The 22,832-nt window shown below is 43.1% G+C and carries 17 protein-coding genes and 1 tRNA gene; 12 read left to right on the top strand and 6 right to left on the bottom strand.

Features of this window, described 5'->3' with window-relative positions; translation table 11 throughout:
* Positions 1-16: 16 nt before the first annotated feature.
* The 4 genes from ACFS6H_RS10840 (at position 17) to ACFS6H_RS10825 (ending at position 4,669) form a co-directional block, all read left to right on the top strand.
* Complete coding sequence (locus ACFS6H_RS10840) at positions 17-442, top strand: heavy-metal-associated domain-containing protein (RefSeq protein WP_386098208.1); 426 nt, start codon at positions 17-19, stop codon at positions 440-442.
* A gap of 58 nt (positions 443-500) precedes the next feature.
* Entirely contained in the window at positions 501-3,305 is a 2,805-nt protein-coding gene (locus tag ACFS6H_RS10835) for a heavy metal-binding domain-containing protein (protein WP_386098206.1), read from the top strand.
* A gap of 79 nt (positions 3,306-3,384) precedes the next feature.
* Entirely contained in the window at positions 3,385-3,780 is a 396-nt protein-coding gene (locus tag ACFS6H_RS10830) for a barstar family protein (RefSeq protein ID WP_386098204.1), read from the top strand.
* A 139-nt stretch (positions 3,781-3,919) separates the two neighbouring features.
* The gene (locus ACFS6H_RS10825) at positions 3,920-4,669 is read left to right on the top strand and encodes a helix-turn-helix domain-containing protein (protein ID WP_386098202.1); all 750 of its coding nucleotides are present in this window, start codon (positions 3,920-3,922) and stop codon (positions 4,667-4,669) included.
* A 69-nt stretch (positions 4,670-4,738) separates the two neighbouring features.
* Here ACFS6H_RS10825 and ACFS6H_RS10820 read toward each other — a convergent pair whose 3' ends face one another.
* Positions 4,739-5,440, bottom strand: coding sequence for a hypothetical protein (locus ACFS6H_RS10820; protein WP_386098200.1), 702 nt, complete (start codon positions 5,438-5,440; stop codon positions 4,739-4,741).
* A gap of 446 nt (positions 5,441-5,886) precedes the next feature.
* On the opposite strand from ACFS6H_RS10820, the gene ACFS6H_RS10815 reads away from it, so the two are divergent.
* Entirely contained in the window at positions 5,887-8,139 is a 2,253-nt protein-coding gene (locus ACFS6H_RS10815) for a RelA/SpoT family protein (protein WP_386098198.1), read from the top strand.
* 96 nt (positions 8,140-8,235) lie between these two features.
* On the opposite strand, the gene ACFS6H_RS10810 is transcribed toward ACFS6H_RS10815, so the two are convergent.
* Both ACFS6H_RS10810 and uvrA read right to left on the bottom strand, forming a co-directional pair.
* Positions 8,236-9,855, bottom strand: coding sequence for a TlpA family protein disulfide reductase (locus tag ACFS6H_RS10810; protein WP_386098196.1), 1,620 nt, complete (start codon positions 9,853-9,855; stop codon positions 8,236-8,238).
* Positions 9,856-10,070: 215 nt separating this feature from the next.
* The gene (uvrA, locus tag ACFS6H_RS10805; RefSeq protein ID WP_386098194.1) at positions 10,071-12,950 is read right to left on the bottom strand and encodes an excinuclease ABC subunit UvrA; all 2,880 of its coding nucleotides are present in this window, start codon (positions 12,948-12,950) and stop codon (positions 10,071-10,073) included.
* Between the two features lie 413 nt (positions 12,951-13,363).
* Here uvrA and ACFS6H_RS10800 point away from each other — a divergent pair, with 413 nt between their 5' ends.
* Positions 13,364-13,945 (top strand): RNA polymerase sigma factor, encoded by a 582-nt coding sequence (locus ACFS6H_RS10800; protein WP_386098192.1) that lies wholly within the window; start codon positions 13,364-13,366, stop codon positions 13,943-13,945.
* A 519-nt stretch (positions 13,946-14,464) separates the two neighbouring features.
* The gene (locus ACFS6H_RS10795; RefSeq protein ID WP_386098190.1) at positions 14,465-15,052 is read left to right on the top strand and encodes a hypothetical protein; all 588 of its coding nucleotides are present in this window, start codon (positions 14,465-14,467) and stop codon (positions 15,050-15,052) included.
* A 199-nt stretch (positions 15,053-15,251) separates the two neighbouring features.
* On the opposite strand, the gene ACFS6H_RS10790 is transcribed toward ACFS6H_RS10795, so the two are convergent.
* Complete coding sequence (locus ACFS6H_RS10790) at positions 15,252-15,704, bottom strand: protein-disulfide reductase DsbD domain-containing protein (RefSeq protein WP_386098188.1); 453 nt, start codon at positions 15,702-15,704, stop codon at positions 15,252-15,254.
* 113 nt (positions 15,705-15,817) lie between these two features.
* Positions 15,818-16,519 carry a phosphoribosylformylglycinamidine synthase subunit PurQ gene (gene purQ / locus ACFS6H_RS10785; protein ID WP_386098186.1) on the bottom strand — a complete coding sequence of 234 codons (702 nt, stop codon included), beginning with the start codon at positions 16,517-16,519 and terminating at the stop codon, positions 15,818-15,820.
* A gap of 218 nt (positions 16,520-16,737) precedes the next feature.
* Here purQ and ACFS6H_RS10780 point away from each other — a divergent pair, with 218 nt between their 5' ends.
* The 3 genes from ACFS6H_RS10780 (at position 16,738) to ACFS6H_RS10770 (ending at position 19,254) form a co-directional block, all read left to right on the top strand.
* Entirely contained in the window at positions 16,738-18,132 is a 1,395-nt protein-coding gene (locus ACFS6H_RS10780) for an FAD-binding oxidoreductase (RefSeq protein ID WP_386098184.1), read from the top strand.
* 171 nt (positions 18,133-18,303) lie between these two features.
* Positions 18,304-18,966 carry a hypothetical protein gene (locus tag ACFS6H_RS10775; RefSeq protein WP_386098182.1) on the top strand — a complete coding sequence of 221 codons (663 nt, stop codon included), beginning with the start codon at positions 18,304-18,306 and terminating at the stop codon, positions 18,964-18,966.
* A gap of 126 nt (positions 18,967-19,092) precedes the next feature.
* A complete protein-coding gene (locus ACFS6H_RS10770; protein ID WP_386098180.1) occupies positions 19,093-19,254 on the top strand; it encodes a DUF6728 family protein in 162 nt (53 codons plus the stop codon).
* Here ACFS6H_RS10770 and lpxB read toward each other — a convergent pair.
* The gene (gene lpxB / locus ACFS6H_RS10765) at positions 19,243-20,367 is read right to left on the bottom strand and encodes a lipid-A-disaccharide synthase (protein ID WP_386098178.1); all 1,125 of its coding nucleotides are present in this window, start codon (positions 20,365-20,367) and stop codon (positions 19,243-19,245) included. The genes ACFS6H_RS10770 and lpxB overlap by 12 nt on opposite strands.
* 231 nt (positions 20,368-20,598) lie before the next feature.
* Here lpxB and ACFS6H_RS10760 point away from each other — a divergent pair.
* A tRNA-Leu gene (locus ACFS6H_RS10760) sits at positions 20,599-20,680 on the top strand.
* Between the two features lie 113 nt (positions 20,681-20,793).
* On the top strand, positions 20,794-22,188 hold the full coding sequence (tig, locus tag ACFS6H_RS10755; protein ID WP_386098176.1) for a trigger factor: 1,395 nt from the start codon (positions 20,794-20,796) through the stop codon (positions 22,186-22,188).
* Positions 22,189-22,832: the final 644 nt, after the last annotated feature.

Genomic DNA, 22,832 nt, shown 5'->3' with positions numbered 1-22,832 from the left:
ATAAATAACAACGATTATGAAAACAATGACAATAACCATTCCCGATATGCAGAGTAACCATTGCCAGGCAAGAGTTGCCGGTGTATTAAAAAATATACCCGGTGTAACGGTTGACCAGGTACAGGCAGGATCGGCCAATATAACCGTACATGAAATATCCGCACAGGAAGCCGTTACCATGGCCATTCAACAAGCCGGTTATATGGTGGAAGGCATTAGTGTAACTACCCCGGAAGACAAAATGAAATTCAAGACCAATATCAATTGCAGTGGCTGTGTTGCAGGCGTTACACCGGCTCTGAATGCTTCAGTAGGCGAAGGCAACTGGCAGGTAAATACACAGGATCCCAATAAAACACTCACCATTACCAATACGGAGTTAACTGAAGCAGATATTATTGATACCGTACAAAAAGCAGGATTCAAGATCGAAAAAGCCTAATCACCTGTTACTGATCAGCGGTCATATACCATCAAAGGGAGTTATAAATAATTAAACAATGAAGTACTTAATTACAACATGCCTGGCATTCCTTTTATTTTTTTACGCGGATGCGCAAACCACCAAAACTATTTATACCTGCCCTATGCATGCCGAAGTTCAGCAGGAAAAGCCGGGCAAATGCCCCAAATGTGGCATGAACCTGGAAATTAAAAAAATAGCCGGTGAAAAAAAAGCGGATACCACACAGCGGCAACATGATGACCATCATAAAAAAGAAACGGTGTACAGTTGCCCCATGCACCCGGAAGTAAAAAGTGATAAGCCCGGTAAATGTCCCAAGTGCGGTATGGACCTGGTAAAGAAAGAACAAACAGCTACCAATCCACCTCACACAAACATGGAACATATTAAAAAGGATAGTTTTGATTTTGGCCACAACAAAGCATACACTCCTTTTAACAGGTTTGCCATTCCGGTATTACAACCCACACCACCGGGTGCAAATATTCCGCCTGGTACCATTGCCAACAGGGAAGGCGATATTACCCACAAGCCTATTGAAGCCGCCAATGCAGGCATTCATTTTCCTGCAGGAACAGCGGGAACAAAGACAGTGCGTTACGATCTTTATATCAGCGATACCATGGTTAATTTTTCCGGTAAGAAAAGAAAAGCCATTGCCGTTAACGGGCAGCTGCCAGCCCCGCCCCTGGTATTTACTATTGGCGATACGGCCCTGATATATGTACATAATAATGCCAATGAACCCAGCGCAGTACACTGGCATGGTGTACAATTGGCCAACAGGATGGATGGGGTACCCTATCTCACCCAACTGGAGATACCGCCACATACCACCTATATCTATAAATTCCCGGTAGTACAAAGCGGTACTTACTGGTACCATAGTCACTTTAAACTACAGGAACAACAAGGCTTATACGGCGCATTGATCTTTAACAAACGTACCGAGCCGGATATACCTACCATACCTGTGGTATTAAGCGAATGGAGCGACCTGAAACCCGGGGTTATTAACCGGTACCTGCACAATGCCAATGACTGGTTTGCCATTAAAAAAAATACGGTACAGAGTTATGGGGAAGCCATCGGCCATAAAGCATTAGGTATTAAGTTAAAAAATGAATGGCTGCGCATGAATGCCATGGATGTAAGTGATGTGTACTATGAACGTTTTTTAATTAACGGAAAAAGCAGTAATACGCTTTCACAATTTAAGGCCGGGGATAAGGTACGGTTACGTTTGATCAATGGCGGTGCTTCCTCTTATTTCTGGGTAAGTTTTGCCGGCGGTAAACTGCAGGTGATAGCCAATGATGCCAATGATGTAATGCCGGTAGAAGTGGACAGGCTGATCATTAGTGTATCAGAGACCTATGATGTGATCGTTACCATTCCTGAAAACAAAAAATATGAATTACTGATCACCCCGGAAGACCGGACCAAATATGCCTCCTTATGGCTGGGCGATGGCGAAGCCGTACCCGCAACAAAAATGGGTAAGCTGAATTATTTCGCCGGTATGAAGATGATGAACAGTATGATGAAGATGAACGGTGATATGAAACCCATGGGCATGAATATGAGTTTACAAAAAATGGACATGAATACGGTCATGTATCCCGAAATGCAAAACAATAACAGCATGCAGGGCCATGACCATTCACAACATGCCATGGCCGGTACCGGGGCTACAGATCAAACCACTTATACCTGCCCCATGCACCCGGAAGTAAAGAGTGATAAACCGGGTAAATGTCCCAAGTGCGGTATGGACCTGGTACCTGCTAAAGCCCCTGAACATGCGGGTATGAATATGCCTGCTGCCAAAGGAATTACCACCCTGAATTACGATATGCTGCAGTCGCCGCATAATACCACTTTACCGACCGGTAACTGGCGGGAATTAAAGTTTGTACTGGAAGGCAATATGAACCGTTATGTATGGACCCTGGATAATAAAACCGTGGGTGAAAGCGATAAGATACTGATAAAAAAAGGTGAGAACCTGCGTATTATTTTATACAACAATTCCATGATGCGCCACCCCATGCACCTCCACGGGCATGATTTCCGCACACTGAATAAATACGGTGATAATGCTCCCATGAAAAATGTAATAGATATTTTACCGATGGAGACTGATACCCTGGAGTTTCATGCGGGTGAAACAGGTGACTGGTTTTTCCATTGTCATATACTCTACCATATGATGAGTGGTATGGGCCGGGTATTTTCTTACGAAGCATCAACACCCAACCCCGAAATACCCAACCCGGCCAGGGCATACAGGAATCTGCAAAAAGACGACCGCATGTTTCACCTGATGGCCCAGAACGATTTTGCCACCAATGGTAACGACGGCATGCTGATGTATGCCAATACCCGCTGGGCTTTCCAGGGCGAATGGCGTATAGGTTATACACCGCATCATGGCTATGAAATAGAAACACATTTTGGCAGGTATGTGGGTAAAATGCAATGGCTGTTCCCTTATGTGGGTGTCGATTTCCGCTACCGCAGGGGACATGCAGGTGAAAAAAATATGTTTGGCCAAAAATTAACCAAGAACAGCCGGCAGGTAGTGCATGCAGGTATACAATACACTTTACCTATGCTGGTGGTAGCCGATGCTTCTGTTGACCATACCGGTAATTTCCGTTTGCAGCTAAGCAGGGAAGATATACCCCTTACCCGCAGAACAAGGGCCATGTTTATGGTGAACTCTGATAAAGAATATATGGTAGGTGCGAGATATATTATTACCCGTCACCTGGCGCCCGGTGTACATTATGATAGTGATATGGGTTGGGGCGTGGGCCTTACAGTAACTTATTAAACTATTTATACCGCTGCAATGGTACTCTTATGCAAACCATTAATTTTACAGGCAAATGATAACACTGTAATTTTAGCATATGTCCGTAACGGTTACCTTAGATGCCAGCCAGTTCAATGATCTCGAAGGTTTTTATACCACTATTTACGGGTTAATGGACTGGCATGAAGACTGGGAGCCTGCGCATAACCTGGACGCATTGAATGATGTACTCTATAGTGGTTTTGGTACGGGACCTGTGATATTGATCTGGGAGCAGGCCGGCAAAAGCAAAGCGGAGCTGGGACTGGAAGCCACAAGGGTGTTTTATCAAAACAAGATCGACCAGGGTAAACCTTATAATATAACCTGGGCACAGGAACAACTGGATGCACTGAATGCAGGCGAAGGGCAAACCCTGTATGATATTATTGTAGAAATATTTCAATCACATAAAGCAATAACACTGCTTCTGAAAGAGAACCAAGAAGGTTAAGGCATAACAGTTACCAACAGCATTTTTATACTTCATTAAACCACAAAATCCACCCTTTTGCTAAATTTTGCTAAAAAATTGTGGATTAAAATTTTTTAATGTTAAAAATGTTAGTATTTTGCAGCTAAAATAATTAGCTATGTCAATTGCCAACAAAAACATGAAGTACCTGCGTAAGCTGAGAGGCTGGACCCAGGAAGAGTTTGCGCAAAAGCTACGAATAAAAAGATCCCTGGTAGGCGCCTACGAAGAGGAACGTGCCGATCCGCGAATTGACATCCTGGAAGCTGTTTGCGATATGTTTAAACTAACCCTTGACGATATACTGCGTAAGGACCTTAGCGAAGACTCCGGGAATTATTTAACCAAACGCAGGGCGATGAAGCTGGCCGCCGGCCGGGCCGATATTCCCTTTGTTCCGGTAAAAGCAGCTGCAGGTTACCTGGCCGGTTATGGCGATCCCGACTTTATAGATGAACTGAATACTTTTACCCTTCCCTTTTTGTCAGGCGGTAATTACCGGGCTTTTGAAATTGTAGGTGACTCTATGCTGCCTACACCCAGCGGCTCTGTAATTGTTGGTGAAAAGATCGACAAGATGGATGACCTTAAAAATAATGCAGCCTGTATCGTGGTATCACGCAACGAAGGTGTAGTATACAAACGGGTACAAAAAAATACACGTAACCAGGCAAAGCTTACCCTCATCAGTGATAATCCCGTTTTTCAGCCTTATACGGTGAGTGCCGAAGATGTACTGGAAATGTGGGAGGCCCAGGTGGTTATTTCCAAAACCAGCAGCATGCAACGCTGGAATGTTAACCAACTGGCCAATATTGTTACCGACCTGCAGCAACAGGTAAGCTCCTTAAAAAAGAAAGTAAATTAGTACGACGGCGGAATATAAAATAGAGGACGGCGGTGTGATCAACACCGCTTTTTTTATGCCCTGATCTCTTTATACGACAGAACGTTTTTTACGGCCGAGTTTACGGATATGCTGCAGGCTGTTATTGATAACGGCATAGACATCTTCACCGGTTTGCTGTTTTACCTTATACCGTTTTCCGTATCCGCTGAAAGCCGGTAAGAGGCCTTGCTCCGCTGTAAAATAAAAACAGGGCAGGTCGGCCTTTTGCACCCCATCTACTTTACGGGAAATAACCGGCCTTAAATGTCCCGACAAAGGATACCCCGTCATAGCAGGCACATCGTTTTGCTTTTTGTATTTCTCCAGGTTATGTACAAAACTGAAAGGCCCTTCATTGAACAGGTGATAACAAATATCCACCTGGTGTTCGCGGTACCAGGCCTCTTCAATAAAATCTTCCTTTCCTTTTACCCATACCATTTGTATACCCGAAAAATTTTTACGCCAGTTTTTAAACTCCTGCGGTATATTATTGATGATGCTGTAGGTAAAATCGCCCAGGATAATCAGACGGTCTGCCTTAAAAAAGTAAAGCTGGTGCATTAACCGCTGCAATTCCAGTTCATAGTCGGAATCGTGAATGAGAATATCGCCTGCTTTTATTTTTTTAGAACGGCCCAGGTGCAGATCGGAAATGATAAGGGTGTTGGCCCCCTCCCAGAAAATTGTTTTTTCGGGTGTTAACAGTAAGGGGGTATCCTGTACAATATGATAAAGATAATCCTGCATACGGTTACAAATGTATTGAGAATTATGGCGAGCTGCGGATGAATTACAAAGGGAAAAGTAAAAATTAAAGATAAGCATGGAGGGCGGGGTGATAACCGGCCCGCCGGGTTGTTGAACTAATATTAGTCATTATTTGTTATACCAGAGGGTAAGCGTAATAGAAGCGGGCATCATAGCCACCCGGCGAATATGAGGTGGCGTGACAGCAGAAAACGCCGGGGAAGAAAAGATACCCCTGCCGGGCCTTAGAAGATAGCAGAAGGGCTGCCCCGCTTAGGCGGAAATAGACCCCGCCTCAAAGCGGGGGATATTGCAGACGGGCGGGGAACCGCTGCCCATAAGCATTACCACAGCCGACAGCCCCAAAATGATTTTATTGCTGTCAACCAATCCCCTGCATGACACGTCTTTTTTTTCTGTAATCTTTTTCAGTAAATTCGTATTTCATGGAGACTGTAGCACAAATTCCCAAGTATAACCTAAATGAAGAACAGGAGCGAAAACTGATTCTGAGAGAGTACCGTTCCCTTTTACGATCGCTGAAGCTGAAACTGAAACCGGGTGATAAACGCCTGTTACGCATAGCTTTTGAAATGTCGGTAGAAGCGCATAAGACCATGCGCCGGAAAAGCGGGGAACCTTATATTTTACACCCTATTGCGGTAGCCAAAATATGCGTGGAGGAGATAGGCCTTGGTGTGCGTTCCTCCATCTGTGCACTACTGCACGATACCGTAGAGGATACGGATGTTACCCTGGACGATATTGAACGTGAGTTTGGCGGCGAGATCACCCGTATTGTGGACGGGCTGACCAAAATATCGAATGTAATAGATATTAATGCATCGCAGCAGGCGGAGAATTTTAAAAAGATATTACTGACCCTGACCGATGACCCGCGGGTGATTTTGATTAAGCTGGCCGACCGGCTGCACAATATGCGCACCATGGACAGCATGAAACGGGAGAAACAATTAAAAATTGCTTCGGAAACCGTATACGTGTATGCGCCCCTGGCCCACCGGATGGGTTTGTATAATATTAAGACCGAGCTGGAAGACCTTTCCATGAAATACATGGAGCCGGAAATTTATAAGGATATTGCCCAGAAGCTGGCCGAAACGAAGAGGGAAAGGACGAAATATATCAATGAATTTATCCGCCCGCTAAAAGAGAAACTGGAGAAGAACAATTTTAATTTTGAGATCCAGGGCCGGCCCAAAAGCATTCATTCCATTTCCAATAAAATAAAGAAGAAGGGCGTAAGCTTTGAAGAAGTATACGACCTGTTTGCCATCCGTATTATTTTAGATTCACCGGTAGAAAGAGAGAAAGAGGATTGCTGGAAAGTGTATTCTATTATTACCGATGCCTACTCCCCCTCCCCCGAACGTTTACGCGACTGGTTGAGCAGTCCAAAGGCCAATGGTTACGAAGCATTGCACACCACGGTGATGGGCCCCAAAGGTAAATGGGTGGAAGTACAGATACGTACCAAACGTATGAACGAGATTGCTGAGAAAGGTTTAGCCGCACACTGGAAATATAAAGAAGGCGCATCGGATGAAAGCCGTTTTGATAAATGGTTCCAGCAGATACGCGAAATGATCAGCAGCCAGGAGACGGACAGTATTGACTTTTTACAGGATTTCAAGACCAGCTTTTTAACGGAGGAAATTTATGTATACACACCCAAGGGTGATGTGAAGATGATGCCGGTAGGCTCCACCGCACTGGATTTTGCCTTTGCTATTCACAGTGCCATTGGTGTAAAGACCATTGGCGCCAAGGTAAACCACAAATTGGTGCCCATCAGTCATGTGCTGCGCAGTGGTGACCAGGTGGAGATCATTACCAGCAGTAAACAAAAACCTTCGGAAGACTGGCTGACCTTTGTGGTAACCGCCAAGGCACGCGGCCGGATTAAAGATGCGTTGAAGGAAGAGAAAAAGATTGTAGCCGATGAAGGCAAGTATACCGTACAGCGTAAACTGGAAGGTATGGGCGCCAGCATGCAGCAAAGTAATATTGATGAGCTGGTACAATGGTATAAATTAACCTCTAACCTGGAATTGTTTTACCAGGTGGCAGTGAAGAATATTGATTTAAAGGACCTGAAAGAGTTTAAGGTAACCGGCGATCGTATTGAGGCTCCGAAACCGGTGAAGCCGGTGATTGAACATAAGCCGGAAAATAATCACCAGCATCATAATAATTTAAAGAAGGATGCCGAACTGATCATTTTTGGCGAGAGCAGCGATAAGATTGTTTACAACCTGGCCAATTGCTGCAAACCCATTCCGGGTGATGACGTGTTTGGTTTTGTAACCACCGGTAAGGGATTGACCATACACCGCACCAATTGCCCCAATGCCACCAAGCTAATGGCCAATTATGGCCACCGGGTTGTAAAAACCAAATGGGCTAAAAACAAGGAAATATCATTCCTTACCGGTGTACGCATTATTGGTATGGACGATGTAGGTATTGTAAACAAAATCACCATGCTGATATCCGGTGAATTGAGATTGAATATTGCGGCCATTACCATTGAAGCCAAGGAAGGGTTGTTCGAAGGCAATATCCGTCTGTATGTACACGACAAGGAAGAGCTGGACGAGCTGGTAACCAGGTTAAAAGCACTGGAGGGTATTGATTCGGTAGAACGTTATGATACAGAGGATATACCGGGTTATTAAAGTTGATATTGTTTTATTCCCGGACATAGTATAAAAAAGAAAGAGTCGCCTTGTATGCAGGGCGACTCTTTCTTTATCTGTCACTACGTTCACCAATTATTTCGACAATCCATCGATAACCGCACTGTATTGGGGAAAATGTTTTTTAACATCCGCTTTAAAACTGTACATCTGGAAATTATCATCCACCAGTTTGCCTTCTTCATTTATGATCACATACCTAGGAATGCCGTTGAATTTGAATAATTCACGCAGGTAATGGTAATCGCTGATCTTTAAATAGTGGGTATTGCCCAGCTTTTGTTCCTGTATAAATTTATTGTAGTCCTCTTTGGGCGATTCATCTTCTGATGTAATAAAAACAAAATCAAATTCTGGTGTATTGTTAAATTGCTCTCTTACCGCATAATTACTTTTAATGCCGGCTACACAGGGGCCGCAGGTAGTAGCCCAGAAATCGACATAGAGTCTTTTTCCTTTGTAGCGGTTAATAATATCTTTAAAGATTTGTGCCGCCCTGGTATCGGGCAGGTCCGTGCCTATATTACTTTTACGTTTGAGGTCGGCTGTCGCCAGCCGGTCCTGCTCCTGGGCCAGGAATTGTTCAGTCAATTGTTTTTTGCTAAAGCTCAGATAGCTGTTCTTATCCGCTTCGGTTACTTTATCAAAAACATAACGCAGGGTAAAAGGCAGTGCCCGTATATGTATGATCTGTAAAATTAAATTGCTGTGTTGAGGCCCCAGTACATAAAACAGGGAATCAGTTACCTGGTATTTCCGTTGTTCCCTTTCCAGGGCAGGCGTTTCATTATTCACCAGCCGGTTGGCTTTAAAAATGGGTTCGCTATACTCCAGCCGGTTAATGAAGGTAGAAAACTCGCTGGATATAAGCAGTTCCCGGTTGTTGAGATCAAGATCGTTGATAAAATTAAAGAATGATGGCTCTAACGGAAGCTGAACAATTTTGTTAGCAGTATCGGCTTTTTCGTATTCCCGGTACATGGCATAATCAAACAGGTTGGTAGCAAATAATACATCCTGGTTGGCTAATGCAATAAGCTGTGTTGTTGCCGCTATTTTTTTCTGCTTAAACTCCTTACGCAACTGCGCTTTGGCATTTTTCCATTTTGCCAGTGTTGCTTTTTTAAAATCATCCGGTGCCATAGTTTTAACGGCATCGTTCAGTTCGGTGTACTTAATGCTTTGAAAGTTTATAGCAGCCAGTTCATTATTGATCCGGCCGGTAGTGCCGGCATACCGGTAATATCCTTTATCCAGTTTTTGGGCTTCCTGCTTTGCTTTATCAACAATAACGGCGACTGTTTGTCCAGGTTCCAGGTAAAAGGGAATCCATACATCATCAATATTAATATTATTGATCTGCGGGTATTGTAATATAAAATCCGCTTCGAATGATCCATCCGGGTTAATTTTTACTACGGTAGGATAATCCTCTCGGGTAAGGTTATTGGCTGTATAGATCATGCCGGTGGTATAACTGCCGGCCGCATTATATCCTGTTAAATAACCGATGACCCTGGATGTTTTAGGAGCAAAGAAATCCCCTTTATTAAAATCCTTCATCAGGGTTTTATCAGGTGCTTTTGCCAGCTCCTTATCTATCCAGTTTTGTACATTTTTGGGGACAATAATATTTGTCTGGGCGTGAACGGTCCATACGCCAAAAAGAAGGATAAGTGTAAAAATATGCCTCATAAAACAGATTATTTTCTTCACTAATGTAAATGAAAATAAGCCAGGTACCATAGAAATATTGTTAAAACGAATAAGAACACCTGATGGTGTTCTTATTGCCTTGTAGAGCCACCAGCATGATTTGAATGATGGTTTCCTTATTGTCTTGTAGAGCCACCAGCATGGTTTGAATAATGGTTTCCTTATTACCTTGTAGAGCCACCAGCATGGTGTCTCTACAAGGCTAAATATTTACCGGTATGACTGGCTTTTATTTTTTTAATCCCTTTGGGTTCACCGGCGTAAACTAAATTACCGCCCTGGTCACCGGCTTCGGGGCCCAGTTCAATTAACCAGTCGGCGCTTTTAATTACATCGGTATTGTGTTCAATTACCAGGATACTATGTCCCTGTTCGATCAATGCCTGGAAGGATGCGAGCAGTTTTTTAATATCATGAAAATGCAAGCCGGTAGTAGGCTCATCGAAGATGAAAAGGATATTATTACCAGCCCGCCCTTTGCCTAAGAAAGAAGCCAGTTTAATACGTTGTGCCTCACCGCCCGAAAGGGTATCGGATGATTGGCCCAGTTTTACATAACCCAGTCCTACATCACTCAGGGGTTGTATGGCCCTTGCAACAGACTGACCATCTTTTACACTGCTGAAAAATTCAATGGCATCATCCACACTCATATTCAGCACATCGTAAATACTGTTATCCTGCAGTTTTACTTCCAGTACTTCATCCTTAAACCGCTTGCCGCCGCAGCTCTCACATACCAGGTGTACATCGGCCAGGAACTGCATTTCCACTACGGTTTCGCCTTCACCCTTACAGGTTTCACAGCGACCACCTTCTACGTTAAAAGAAAAGTGTTTAGGCAGAAAGCCCCGCATTTTACTCAGCGGTTGTTTGGCAAAAATATCCCTGATATCGTCATAGGCTTTGATGTATGTAACCGGGTTACTGCGGGATGAACGGCCGATCGGGTTCTGATCCACCATCTCCACCTGTTGTATGCTGTCTATATCACCGGTGATGGCTTTATGAAAACCTACTTTATCGCCGCTGAATTCCCCTTTTAGTTTTTGTAAAGCAGGATAGAGAATTTGTTTTACCAGGGTTGTTTTGCCGCTGCCGCTTACACCGCTTACCACGCAAAGTACATTCAGCGGAAAACTTACATCAATATTTTTCAGGTTATGCTGGCGGGCGCCTTCTACGGTAATGCTACGGGTCCATTTACGTACATGGGCCGGCGGCGTAATACTTAAAGCCCCGCTTAAATATTTACCCGTAAGGCTGGCAGGGTTGCTGATCAGTTCATCATAATCGCCTTGTGCAATTACTTCACCACCCAGGTGTGAGGCCAGGGGACCGATATCAATAATATGATCGGCCTGCTGCATCATCATTTCATCATGCTCTACCACGATCACCGTATTACCCAGGTCGCGTAATTCCTTTAACACCCTTATCAGGTTATCGGTATCCCTGGCATGCAGACCAATGGAGGGTTCATCCAATATGTATACCGAATCGGTTAAGTTATTGCCTAAACTGCGTGTCAGCTGGATACGCTGGCTTTCACCACCGCTGAGGGTATTGGCCAGGCGATTGAGGGTCAGGTAACCTAAACCAACATCCAGTAAAGTATGTAAGCGGTTCACAATTTCAGTGATCACCCGGCTGCCGATGATCTTCTGGTTGGCAGTAAGGCCTTTGTTTAACTGGATAAAAAATTCATTCAGGTCTTTAACCGGCATTTCGCTAAGCTCACCGATATGTTTACCGCCTACTTTTACGCATAAGGCTTCTTTGCGTAAACGGGTACCACCGCATTCAAGGCAGGTTGTTTTACCGCGGTAACGGCTTAATAACACGCGGTATTGAACTTTATACAGGTTCTGCTCAACTTCCTTGAAAAAGTCGTTGATACCATTTACATATTCATTACCCGTGTACAGGGTTTTTAATTGTGCTGCGGTAAGGTCGGCTATCGGTTTGTGTATGGGGAAATCAAATCTTTTAGCGCCGCGTATAAACTGGTCTTTCCAGGCACTTAGTTTTTCACCGCGCCAGGGGGCCACTGCTCCTTCATATACACTGATGAGTTTATTGGGGATCACCAGGTCCTGGTCAATACCCAATACCTGGCCATAACCTTCGCAGGTAGGACAGGCACCAATCGGGTTATTGTAAGAAAATAAATTGGGTTGTGGTACTTCGAAAGTAATGCCGTCCAGTTCAAAACGGTTATTAAAGTGTAAGAGTTTTACCGAATCGTTTTTCCCCTGCACTTCAACATATACATCACCCTCCCCTTCATAAAAAGCAGTGCTTACCGAATCGGATAAACGGTGTTCGTCTTCTTCTGTAAATGTTTTTACCACCATCCTGTCTACCAGCAGGTAAACACCGGATACCTTTTTAGGGATTATTTTCTGCAGTTCTTTGTCTGTCAGGGCAGTAAGCTCATCCAGTTTATGTAAAGTGCCTGCCGTTTTATCACCGGTTATGTAGAGCCGGGAAAACCCCTTCTGGATCAGGATATTCAATTCTTCCGGTACACTGCGGTTGGCATGCTGTTTAAAGCGGGACAGGATAAATACTTTATCCCCTTCCTTGCAGCCGGCAATGGCTTTTACCACATCTGTCACATCATCCTTGGTCACTTCTTTACCGGAAACGGGAGAATAGGTAATCCCCATACGGGCATATAATAAACGAAGATAATCCTGTATTTCGGTCATACTGCCCACGGTACTGCGGGGCGTACGGTTAATTACTTTCTGTTCAATGGCAATGGCCGGGCTTAGTCCTTTAATATAATCCACGTCGGGTTTATTCATCCGGTTAAGGAACTGGCGGGCATAAGCGCTCAGGCTTTCTGCGTACCGGCGCTGGCCCTCGGCATATAAGGTATCAATGGTCAGGGACGACTTCCCGGAACCCGATACACCCGTAACAACAATGAGTTTATTACGGGGAAATTCGACGGTGATATTCTTTAAATTATGGACCCTGGCCCCTTTAATAAGTATATTTTCTGCGGAAATTACGGTACCCTGCCCCTCGTGGTTATGCTCTTTTATTTTGCTGCTCCTTGCCATAGTCTACAAAAATAAACTCATTGCTCCATGTTATAAAAAACAATTATCCTTATTTTTCAAATCTGTTGAAACACAATACCACACTGCATTTCAGGCCTAAATTCGCCAGTACCCGGTTTTCCAACCGGCCTGTAAGACGTGAAATCCGGCCTGAGAGTATTAACATTTGTTTTAGAAAATTGATCGCAAAAGGCACAATAAATATTTGGCGGTTATCTAAAATGGTGTAATTTTAATTTCCAATCAATCCAATGAATAAAATGAGAAACCAAAAAATCACACGCCTATTGTCATAAACTTCTACTCAATTTTTTTAGTTCAACCGAATTTACTTTAAAACCAATATCTATCGTCGTGTACCTCTGCGTGCAGCATTGTGTACATGGGGAAACTATTAAACCTGTAGGAGTATTATGAAATCATTCAGTCAAAAAACCGACAATGAGTTGGTGGACCTGTTCACCAATGGTCATCTTGATGCGCTTGAAACGCTTGTTTTAAGGCATAAGGACAAATTGTATACATCCATCTTATTTATGGTAAAGGACAAACACCTTGCCGAAGATATTTTCCAGGATGTTTTTATCCGTGTTATCGACACGATGCGTAACGGCCGTTATACCGATGAGGGTAAGTTTTTGCCCTGGGCCATGCGCATTGCCCACAATTTATGTGTAGATCATTTCCGTAAAGTAAAACGCACCCCTACCATCCGCACGGGTGATGATAAGGACATATTTGAAGTGCTTAACTTCTCTGAAGAAAGTGCCGAGTATGTCATGATCAAACGCCAGAGCCATGACAGGGTTCGTAATATGCTGGATCATCTCCCCGAGGATCAGCGTGAAGTGATCATTCTCCGTCATTATGCCGACATGAGTTTTAAAGAAATTGCTGCAGCTACCAATTGCAGTATTAACACCGCTTTAGGACGTATGCGTTACGGCTTAATAAATCTGAGAAAAATGATGACCCAAAGACAGATTGCATTATAATTTCCCTTAAGTTTGCAATACACGAACAATCATTCGTTTTATCGATATAAGCTTGTCGTTCTGTATTTCCTGACGAAAAATCAAATTGATATATAGCAGTTTATCAACTTGCTTGCCGGTCGCCGGGTTTTTACAGAACGACACCAAATTGAAACCGTTTTCTTTAAGAGGAAACGGTTTTTTGTTTGTAACAGGTGAGAAATTTAGGAATTAGGATTTTTTTGATGTAGGATTTGCGGATAGTTGTTGAGAGTTTTGACGCTATGCAAAACTTCCAGTTTCGCATCCTTATTCTATTGCCTCCGGCAATCTTCCTTACTCCATAAATACCCATCCTTCCCGATTAATTACTGTTCATTTTAGTTCCAGGTATTGAGTAAATCGGGGAACCATACTATATCATACATCTTATACGTTATACTGCTGGAAAATTTTTACAAATAAACCAGCTATTACACTTCAATTTCCCGCTTGCAATTAAAGACTCAAAACCTAATTCATCATACCATACAACCATTTATGCAAATAGTTAGCACACTTTTTTTACTTCTGTTTTATTTTGTTGCTGCAGGGCAAAAAGTTGAATACAGGCATGACAGCTTGTTTGTCAATAACTTTTATGTTGATGCACAAACAAACAAAACTACTATTGATAGTTTGTTGGGAGTAAAAGGCAAGACAAAGACATCAAAAGACTCCTACAAAATCAATCCCGCCACTGGTAAAAAGGTACTGAGAACCACCTATTTTTATTATACTCTCGGCTTGTTTTTTCGCTACTATGATTACGACACAGTCAAACTTTCCGTTGGTATTAAACTTCACCGGGACACAGACACAAAGAGAGATAAAAGAGAAGAATTATCGGAAACCTTCGCCGGCCAATTATACATCGCTGATAATTACATAAACGACAAAAGAAAAATCGAGGAATTGAAACATTTAAAAAACTGTAGTGTAACTGTAGATCAGGCGTCCTTAGGTTACTATTCAAAAATAATTGGTGGTGATATAATTTATGGCGAAAATATTATCAGACTTACGTTTGACTCCAATACAACTGAACTAAAAGCAGTTTACATTCATCACAATTTTAAAGACCGGTAGTAGATATACTTCATTACCCTTGAACTATGACCACCCGCTATGCGAAACGTTTAGTTTCGAATACTTATTCTATTGCCTCCGGCAATCTACCTTATTTACACACACCATAAACCCCCATCCTTCCCAACTAATTACTGTTCATCTTTATGCAATAAAAAAAGCCGCTCTTACGAACGGCCCTGTATTAATATTTTTATCATTATCCCAAAGGAATATTAAAAGGCACTTTTTTAGGAGGCAGACATTTTTTGTCGTCGCAGGTCTGGAAGGTAAGTTCACCCAGCAGGCTTGTTTTTACATTCGATTTTACTTTTACTACCTGTACAAAATCCACCGTTTTTGAATACTGGTTGGCCGAAGCGCCCAGTTTGGCATCGTGGAATTTTTCCATTTTACCTTTTTCTTTTACAGCGCCGTCCATGGTTAATAATGGGTTAGCGGTAAACTTAAAAGTGGTAGGCATGGCTATCGCATCTTCCGGTTGGGTTTGCGAGTATAGATGCCAGCCCGATTCCATGGTAGCCGTTAAATGCACTTCGTAAGTTTTATCGGCAATTTTTTTGGCGGTAAACTTCCAGCTTACCGGGTTGGTCTGCGCAAAACTGATGGCAGTAACCCCTAATAATAATGCAAGCGTAATTATTTTTTTCATACTGTGTAGATATAAATGTTCAGCTATTAAACACCAAAGAAAAACAATTGTTTGGGTAATGGCGTACTAATGTAACGTTAAACTTACCCGTTAACCTCCTGTAGACGATTTACTTAGCCTACCAGTTGCTTGGCCATCAATAAGGTTTCGATGATCTCACGGCCATCGGTATTACCTAAAATGGAAGAGCAGGCACGCTCGGGGTGCGGCATCATACCAAATACATTACGGTTGCTGTTACTGATGCCGGCAATATTGTTGGTGGAACCATTGGGATTACCCAGGTCGTTCACCTCACCGTTCTCATCGCAATAACGGAAAATAACCTGGCCGTTAGCTTCCAGGCCGGCTAAAGTGGCTTCATCGGCAAAATAACGTCCTTCGCCGTGTGCAATCGGAATTTTATATATAACCTCTTTATTTTCAATCGCTTCTTTATAAAAGCCATCCGGTTTAATAAAAGTGTTCTTACAAATGAACTGCTGGTTCTGGTTACGCAGTAAAGCACCGGGTAACAGGTGCGATTCGCATAAGATCTGGAAGCCGTTACACACCCCAAATACCTTTCCGCCTTCATTGGCAAAAGCGATCACATCCTGCATAATATTGCTGAAACGGGCAATGGCGCCGCAACGCAGGTAATCACCATAAGAGAAACCACCGGGTAAAACGATACAGTCATCTGTGGAAAAACCGGGCAATCCCTTGTCTTTATGCCATAACATGGTTACTTCCTGACCAAGGTCTTTAGACAGGGCATCCTGCATGTCTCTATCGCAATTTGAACCCGGAAAAACGACAACACCAAATTTCATAAACGGAGCTTTATTAATAATGCTGCGAAGGTAATAAAAGCAAATGAGCAGGCAATGCTCAAAAATTGAATCGTACATATTTTTGCATTTTCCTGCAGGCAGCTGGTGTTGCCAATTGTCCATAATTCTCTTAAAACATAGTAGAATATGGGTTTTTATTCCGATTTTTACCGCTATTAATAATCCCCTTAAACAAAATCATCGCAACCGCAATTAACATGAAGCTGGAGCATATTGAGGCTTTTCAACAAATAGTAGGAAGCCAGTACGTACAAACCGATGCCGAAACCCTTGAACAATATTCCCACGATGAAACAGAACGCCTGGTGTTTTTACCGGATGTGGTTATTCGACCCCGGACCGCCGAAGAGATCAGTGCGATCATGAAAATATGTAATGCGAACAGTATACCGGTTACACCCCGCGGTGGCGGTACCGGTTTAAGTGGCGGCGCCCTGCCCCATTTAGGTGGTGTGGTGATAACAACTGACCGTTTAAATAATATTATTGAAATAGACGAGCGCAACCTGCAGGTAACCACTGAACCCGGTGTGATAACCGAAGTGTTACAGAACGCCGTTAAAGAAAAAGGATTGTTTTACCCGCCTGACCCCAGCAGCCGCGGCACCTGTTTTATTGGTGGTAATATTGCTGAGAACAGTGGCGGACCAAAGGCAGTAAAGTATGGGGTGGTAAAGGATTATGTATTGAACCTGCAGGTGGTTTTACCTACCGGTGACATTATCTGGACCGGCAGCAATGTGTTAAAAAACTCCACGGGCTATAACCTTACCCAGTTAATGGTGGGCAGCGAAGGCACCCTGGGCATTGTAACCCGGATTGTTTTACGCCTGATCCCCTTGCCCAAGTACGACCTGCTGATGCTGGTACCCTTTGTATCACTGGAAAAAGCCAGCGAAGCGGTAAGCGCTATTTTCCGGGCCGGCTTTACCCCCAGCGCCATGGAGCTGGTAGAAATAGATGCTTTACAGATCGTGAGTAAGATGGTGGACAGCCATGCCGTACCGGTAACCAATGATATTGCCGCACATTTAATTATTGAAGTGGATGGTAACAACCTGGATGTACTGATGCAGGAGATGGAACAGATAGCCGAAGTAACTACCCAGTATGAAGGTGGCGAGGTTTTCTTTGCAGACGATTCCCAGCAAAAAGATGAATTATGGAAACTACGCCGCCGTACTGCCGAAGCGGTAAAGATGGCCGGCTATACGATTGAGGAGGATACCGTGGTACCCCGTGCAGAACTGCCCGCATTGGTAAAAGGTGTAAAAGCGCTGGGATTAAAACATGGTTTTCATGCCGTTTGTTACGGACATGCAGGGGATGGTAATTTACATATCCGTATCAATAAACCGGGTACGCCTAACAGCCATGGTGATGAAGCCATGACCGCCATCCTGCGTGAATTATTTGCGTTGGTGAAAAGCCTGGGGGGCACCATCAGCGGTGAACATGGTATTGGCCTGATACAGAAGCCGTATATGGATATTGCTTTTGATCCTGTGCAGTTACAGATCATGCGTGGGATTAAAAAAATATTTGACCCGAATAATATCCTGAATGCGGGTAAAATATTTGACCATGCATAGCCCCGGATCGCTTTAACGCAGGTTTAACAGCATTTGAAAATATCTTTGTAACGCTGATACAAACTAAAACATTTGTGTTGGCGTTATTTGTTAAGCGTCCGAAGAAAAAAAGTTAGATTAAAAACAAGCCGGTTGCCTTTTCATTTTGTAACCGGTATTAAAGTGAGATATATGCAATTAAAAAAAGTTTTATTGTGCCTGGCCATTAGTTGTTCAACGCTTTCTGTATTTGCCCAGGACAAAACCAATACCCCTAAGCCTGAAGAAAAGTTTTTTAAACTTGAAAATTTATTCACCGGTGGTAATGTAAGCCTGGGCTTTGGCGGAGGCTCCAGGATCAGCCAGTTTTCCGCTGGCATTGTACCTCATTTTGGATACAAGTTTTTTAATTGGTTAGATGCAGGTATATCTTTTAATGTTAACTATAACCAGTTTAAAGACAAAAATGCCTCTCCTGTTTACAAGCAAAATCAAACTACTTTCGGACCTGGTGTCTTTACAAGAATTTATCCAGTCAACTTCATATTTGCCCAGGCACAGTTTGAACATAATTTTACATCAGGTAAAGAAGGATATAGCGGTTACCCAAGCCAGAAATTTAATGTTGATGCCAGTTCATTATTATTAGGTGCGGGATATGCACAAGGAAGAGAAAACGGTAATAATACTTTCTTTTATCTTTCTTTATCGGTTGATGTGTTAAAGAATATAAACTCACCTTATGTAAACGTTGTGTACAATTCACTTACCGGTACTTATCAAGCCCGGATGGCTCCTATTTTTCGTGCAGGTGTCAACGTAGCGCTTTTCCAAAACCGCTTTGGCAAATATTAAATGTTAAAACAATGAATCGTCCTAAAATAAGTTGACAGATTTTGAATAAGTCCCGGTTGCTTTAAGTAGCCGGGATTTTTTATTTACAAGTTACAGCTTCATTACCTTTACATTTAAATAAAGTTCATGGGCATCTGGAAACAAATAGCCGAGTATTTATACCTTAAAAAGAAAGATAAGGACAGGCCTGACAGCAGCTGGGTAAAGTACATGCATGGCATCAACCGCCTGAGCATACTGTTGTTCCTGGTAGCTTTAATTATCCTGGGCTTTAAGTTAGGCTGCTAAAAAATCAACGATCGATCTTGCGGCTTTTTCGGAAGCATTACCACCCTGGCTTAATAATTCTTTCAGGGCTTTATAATCACTGGCCAGTTCCTGTTTACGTTGCGGATCATGCAGTAAAGCTTCCAGCTCTTTGGTGATGTTTGCCGGTGTCAGTTCATGCTGTATCAGTTCCTTTACTACCGGCTTATCCATAATTAAATTTACCAGCGAAATATATTTTATACTGATCACTCTTTTGGCAATAGCATAAGAGATTGGAGAACCTTTATAACAAACCACTTCCGGTACCCCGAATAATGCCGTTTCCAGGGTGGCCGTACCCGATGTTACCAGGGCAGCGCTGGATTGACGTAAGAGGTTATAGGTCTGGTTACTGACATAAGATACATTGCCATACCCCTGTAACATTTCATCGTAAAAACTTTCGTCCAGGCCGGGCGCTTTGGCCACAATGAACTGGTAGTCCGCAAATTGTTTGGCCACCTGTAACATAATAGGCAGTTTAACTTTAATTTCCTGCTTACGGCTGCCCGGTAATAAGGCCACTACCGGCTTACCGGATAGTTTCTGTACGGGTTGTTGCTGCATGGCCTCATCAATTACATTCACCAGCGGATGGCCCACATATTCCACCTCCCAGTTCCATTTGTTTTTAAAATAGTCTTTTTCAAAAGGAAGTATCACCAGCATTTTATCAATGCACTGTTTCATCATTTTTACCCGGTTGGCTTTCCAGGCCCATACCTGCGGGGAAATGTAGTATATAACTTTAATGCCCTGCTCCTTTGCCCATTTGGCTATGCGTAAATTAAAGCCGGGGTAATCCACCAGTATGATAGCATCGGGTTTGTAATTGCTGATATCCTGCTTACAAAGTGCCAGGTTTTTAAAGATGGTCCGGAGGTTCATCACCACTTCCACAAAACCCATAAAGGCCAGGTCGCGGTAATGTTTTACCAGGGTGGCCCCTGCGGCCTGCATTTTATCGCCGCCCCAGGCCCTGAAATCGGCGCCGGGTTGTAAAACTTTCATGGCTTTGATCAGGTTACTGCCGTGCAGGTCGCCGGAGGCTTCGCCGGCAATGATATAGTATTTTGTTGTGTCAGGCTTCATAAAAAAAGTGCTCAAATGTACAAAGGTTTAGAGCAGTGCGGGGTATAAAAAATGATGACTGACAGCCTCTTTTGACAGCTGAGAGGAGCAAAAAAATAAATTTTCAAAAAAAGCCTCATTTCCAAAAAAACCTTACTTTTGCAGCCCATTATAAAGTTTAGCAGGTTTGTGAACACTTTATAATGTGTGGGCTGAATGCCTTAGGTTCTTTCAGTTTTCAATAATAGTCTTCCGGATGTGGTGAAATTGGTAGACACGTCAGACTTAGGATCTGATGCCGCGAGGTGTGGGGGTTCGAGTCCCTCCATCCGGACAAAAAATTAACGCCCCTAACCGGGAAAATGAAAGAACAGTTACTTATCCGGTAACTGTTTTTTCATTTTATAATAAAATGTATCCGACTTTGTCGGGCTTTAAAAACATATCATGGCAACAATTACTAAAGAAAACATCGGTCTATTGCACGAGAAACTTTCCGTTACAATAGAAAAAAACGATTATCTCCCTTCTTTTGACAAAGCATTAAAAACATACAGCAAGCAGGCCAATATTCCCGGCTTCAGAAAAGGAATGGTGCCTGCCGGTTTAATTAAAAAAATGTACGGTGCTTCTTTATTTACCGACGAGGTATTAAAGACCATTGACAAGGAACTGAACGCTTACCTGCAAAGCGGCCAGGTAGAAATTTTTGCCCAACCCCTGCCCCTGGAAGCTGATTTCAAAAGTATTGATGTAAACAATCCACAGGATTACACTTTTAATTTTGAAGTTGGTTTAAAACCTGAGTTTACTTTACCTGACCTGGGCAGCGCCAGCATTACCGGTTATAAAGTAACCGTTACTGATGCCATGTTAGATGAAGAAGTAGAGCGTTTACAAAACCGCTTTGCCGATACCAAAGAAGAAACTGCGGTAACCGGCGAGGATAATGTATTAACCCTGGCTTTTACCGAGAGTGATGAGAAAGGCAATGCCGTTGAAGGTGGTGTTACCAGCAACCAGGTATATGTTACCAAATATTTTAACGAAGCTACCCGTACTGCTTTACAGAGCAAGGCGGTTAACGATACCATTACCATCCAGTTAAAAGCTGCGTTTGAAGATAAAGAACTGGCTTCTGTACTGGAAGACCTGAAAATAAGCGAACAGGAAGGCGCTGCTGATAAGTTTTTCACCCTTACCATCAATAAAATTGGTTCTAAAATAAAGAAAGAACTGAACCAGGATTTCTTTGATCAGCTGTATCCTAACCAGGAAGTAAAAACTGAAGAAGACCTGCGTGCTAAAATTAAAGCGGAGATTGAAGCCTACTGGAAAAGCCAGAGCAGCAACCAGATCCAGGACCAGATCTTCCACCAGTTAACTGACCATACTACCATTGAGTTTCCCGAAACCTTTTTGAAAAAATGGTTACAGCAGCAGGGCACTGAAGAAGGTGCTGCGCCTAAAACCGATGAGCAGGTTGAACAGGAGTTCCCCGGCTTCCTGAAGCAATTAAAATGGTCACTGATCTCTGAAAAAATCACGAAAGACCAGGCTATTGATGTTAAACCCGAAGAAGTGCGCCAGTTTGCCCTGAACCAACTGTTCAGTTATATGAGCGGCATGGGCGGCGGTATGAATCTGGAAGACCAGCCATGGGTGAAAGAGTATGTAGACAAGATGATGAAGGATAGGAAATACGTGGAAGATGCGTTCATGCGTTTACAAACACAAAAAATGTTTGACTGGGCCGAAACACAGGTAAAACCGGTTGAGCAGGAAATTTCTGTAGAAGATTTCACTAAAATGGTACAGGAGCACCAACACGCTCACCATTAACAGATAATAACAGGTTTTAAAACCCCTCAAAAGAGGGGTTTTGTTTTTTTATGGACCAGCTGCATCGCCCTGATTATACTCCTGTTGCGACGCTCCGTTCATCGTTTGTTTCGCTTATCGGCACTGAATAATTCCGTTTATGAAACCGGTTTGTTTTTGGTTTTTATCGCCGGAGGCGATAGAATGGTCATGCGAGACTGCAAGTCTCGCATAGCAAGCATTACAAGTCTCGTATAGCGAGGTCTTGTATAACCGGTGTGTAATGTTTTGCCATATGTGTCAGATCGCCGGAGGCGATAGAATGATGGATGCGAGACTGCAAGTCTCGCATAGCCGCAGTCTCGCATAGCCGCGTCCGGCATCACCAAATCCTGCATTGCTGACGCATAACAAGCATGTCAACAGCTTTCAGCATTCTGCATTCAGCTTTCAGCTTTAGGCTTTCTGCTTTCAGCTTTCTGCTTTCGGCTTTCGGCTTTTAGCTTTCGGCTTTCGGCTTTTAGCTTTCGGCTTTCGGCTTTCGGCTTTCGGCTTTTAGCTTTCTGCTTTAAGTCTCTAAAATTGCCAATTTGTCCTGTTTTTTCCATTTTCCTCCAAACCTGTCATAGTATTTTGTGGTTTTAGCATTTGGACGGATATTTGAA

The sequence above is a fragment of the Terrimonas rubra genome, assembly GCF_042686025.1.
Classification (GTDB): domain Bacteria; phylum Bacteroidota; class Bacteroidia; order Chitinophagales; family Chitinophagaceae; genus Terrimonas; species Terrimonas rubra.
The sequence above is the reverse complement of the archived record's forward strand: the minus strand, read 5'-3'. Positions and strand labels throughout refer to the sequence as shown.

Excerpts from the sequence above, each read along its gene's own strand:
- ACFS6H_RS10840 (WP_386098208.1), top strand. The coding sequence starts at position 17 with ATGAAAACAATGACAATAACCATTCCCGATATGCAGAGTAACCATTGC.
- ACFS6H_RS10835 (WP_386098206.1), top strand. The coding sequence starts at position 501 with ATGAAGTACTTAATTACAACATGCCTGGCATTCCTTTTATTTTTTTAC.
- ACFS6H_RS10830 (WP_386098204.1), top strand. The coding sequence starts at position 3,385 with ATGTCCGTAACGGTTACCTTAGATGCCAGCCAGTTCAATGATCTCGAA.
- ACFS6H_RS10825 (WP_386098202.1), top strand. The coding sequence starts at position 3,920 with ATGTCAATTGCCAACAAAAACATGAAGTACCTGCGTAAGCTGAGAGGC.
- ACFS6H_RS10820 (WP_386098200.1), bottom strand. The coding sequence starts at position 5,440 with ATGCAGGATTATCTTTATCATATTGTACAGGATACCCCCTTACTGTTA.
- ACFS6H_RS10815 (WP_386098198.1), top strand. The coding sequence starts at position 5,887 with ATGGAGACTGTAGCACAAATTCCCAAGTATAACCTAAATGAAGAACAG.
- ACFS6H_RS10810 (WP_386098196.1), bottom strand. The coding sequence starts at position 9,855 with ATGAGGCATATTTTTACACTTATCCTTCTTTTTGGCGTATGGACCGTT.
- uvrA (WP_386098194.1), bottom strand. The coding sequence starts at position 12,950 with ATGGCAAGGAGCAGCAAAATAAAAGAGCATAACCACGAGGGGCAGGGT.
- ACFS6H_RS10800 (WP_386098192.1), top strand. The coding sequence starts at position 13,364 with ATGAAATCATTCAGTCAAAAAACCGACAATGAGTTGGTGGACCTGTTC.
- ACFS6H_RS10795 (WP_386098190.1), top strand. The coding sequence starts at position 14,465 with ATGCAAATAGTTAGCACACTTTTTTTACTTCTGTTTTATTTTGTTGCT.
- ACFS6H_RS10790 (WP_386098188.1), bottom strand. The coding sequence starts at position 15,704 with ATGAAAAAAATAATTACGCTTGCATTATTATTAGGGGTTACTGCCATC.
- purQ (WP_386098186.1), bottom strand. The coding sequence starts at position 16,519 with ATGAAATTTGGTGTTGTCGTTTTTCCGGGTTCAAATTGCGATAGAGAC.
- ACFS6H_RS10780 (WP_386098184.1), top strand. The coding sequence starts at position 16,738 with ATGAAGCTGGAGCATATTGAGGCTTTTCAACAAATAGTAGGAAGCCAG.
- ACFS6H_RS10775 (WP_386098182.1), top strand. The coding sequence starts at position 18,304 with ATGCAATTAAAAAAAGTTTTATTGTGCCTGGCCATTAGTTGTTCAACG.
- ACFS6H_RS10770 (WP_386098180.1), top strand. The coding sequence starts at position 19,093 with ATGGGCATCTGGAAACAAATAGCCGAGTATTTATACCTTAAAAAGAAA.
- lpxB (WP_386098178.1), bottom strand. The coding sequence starts at position 20,367 with ATGAAGCCTGACACAACAAAATACTATATCATTGCCGGCGAAGCCTCC.
- tig (WP_386098176.1), top strand. The coding sequence starts at position 20,794 with ATGGCAACAATTACTAAAGAAAACATCGGTCTATTGCACGAGAAACTT.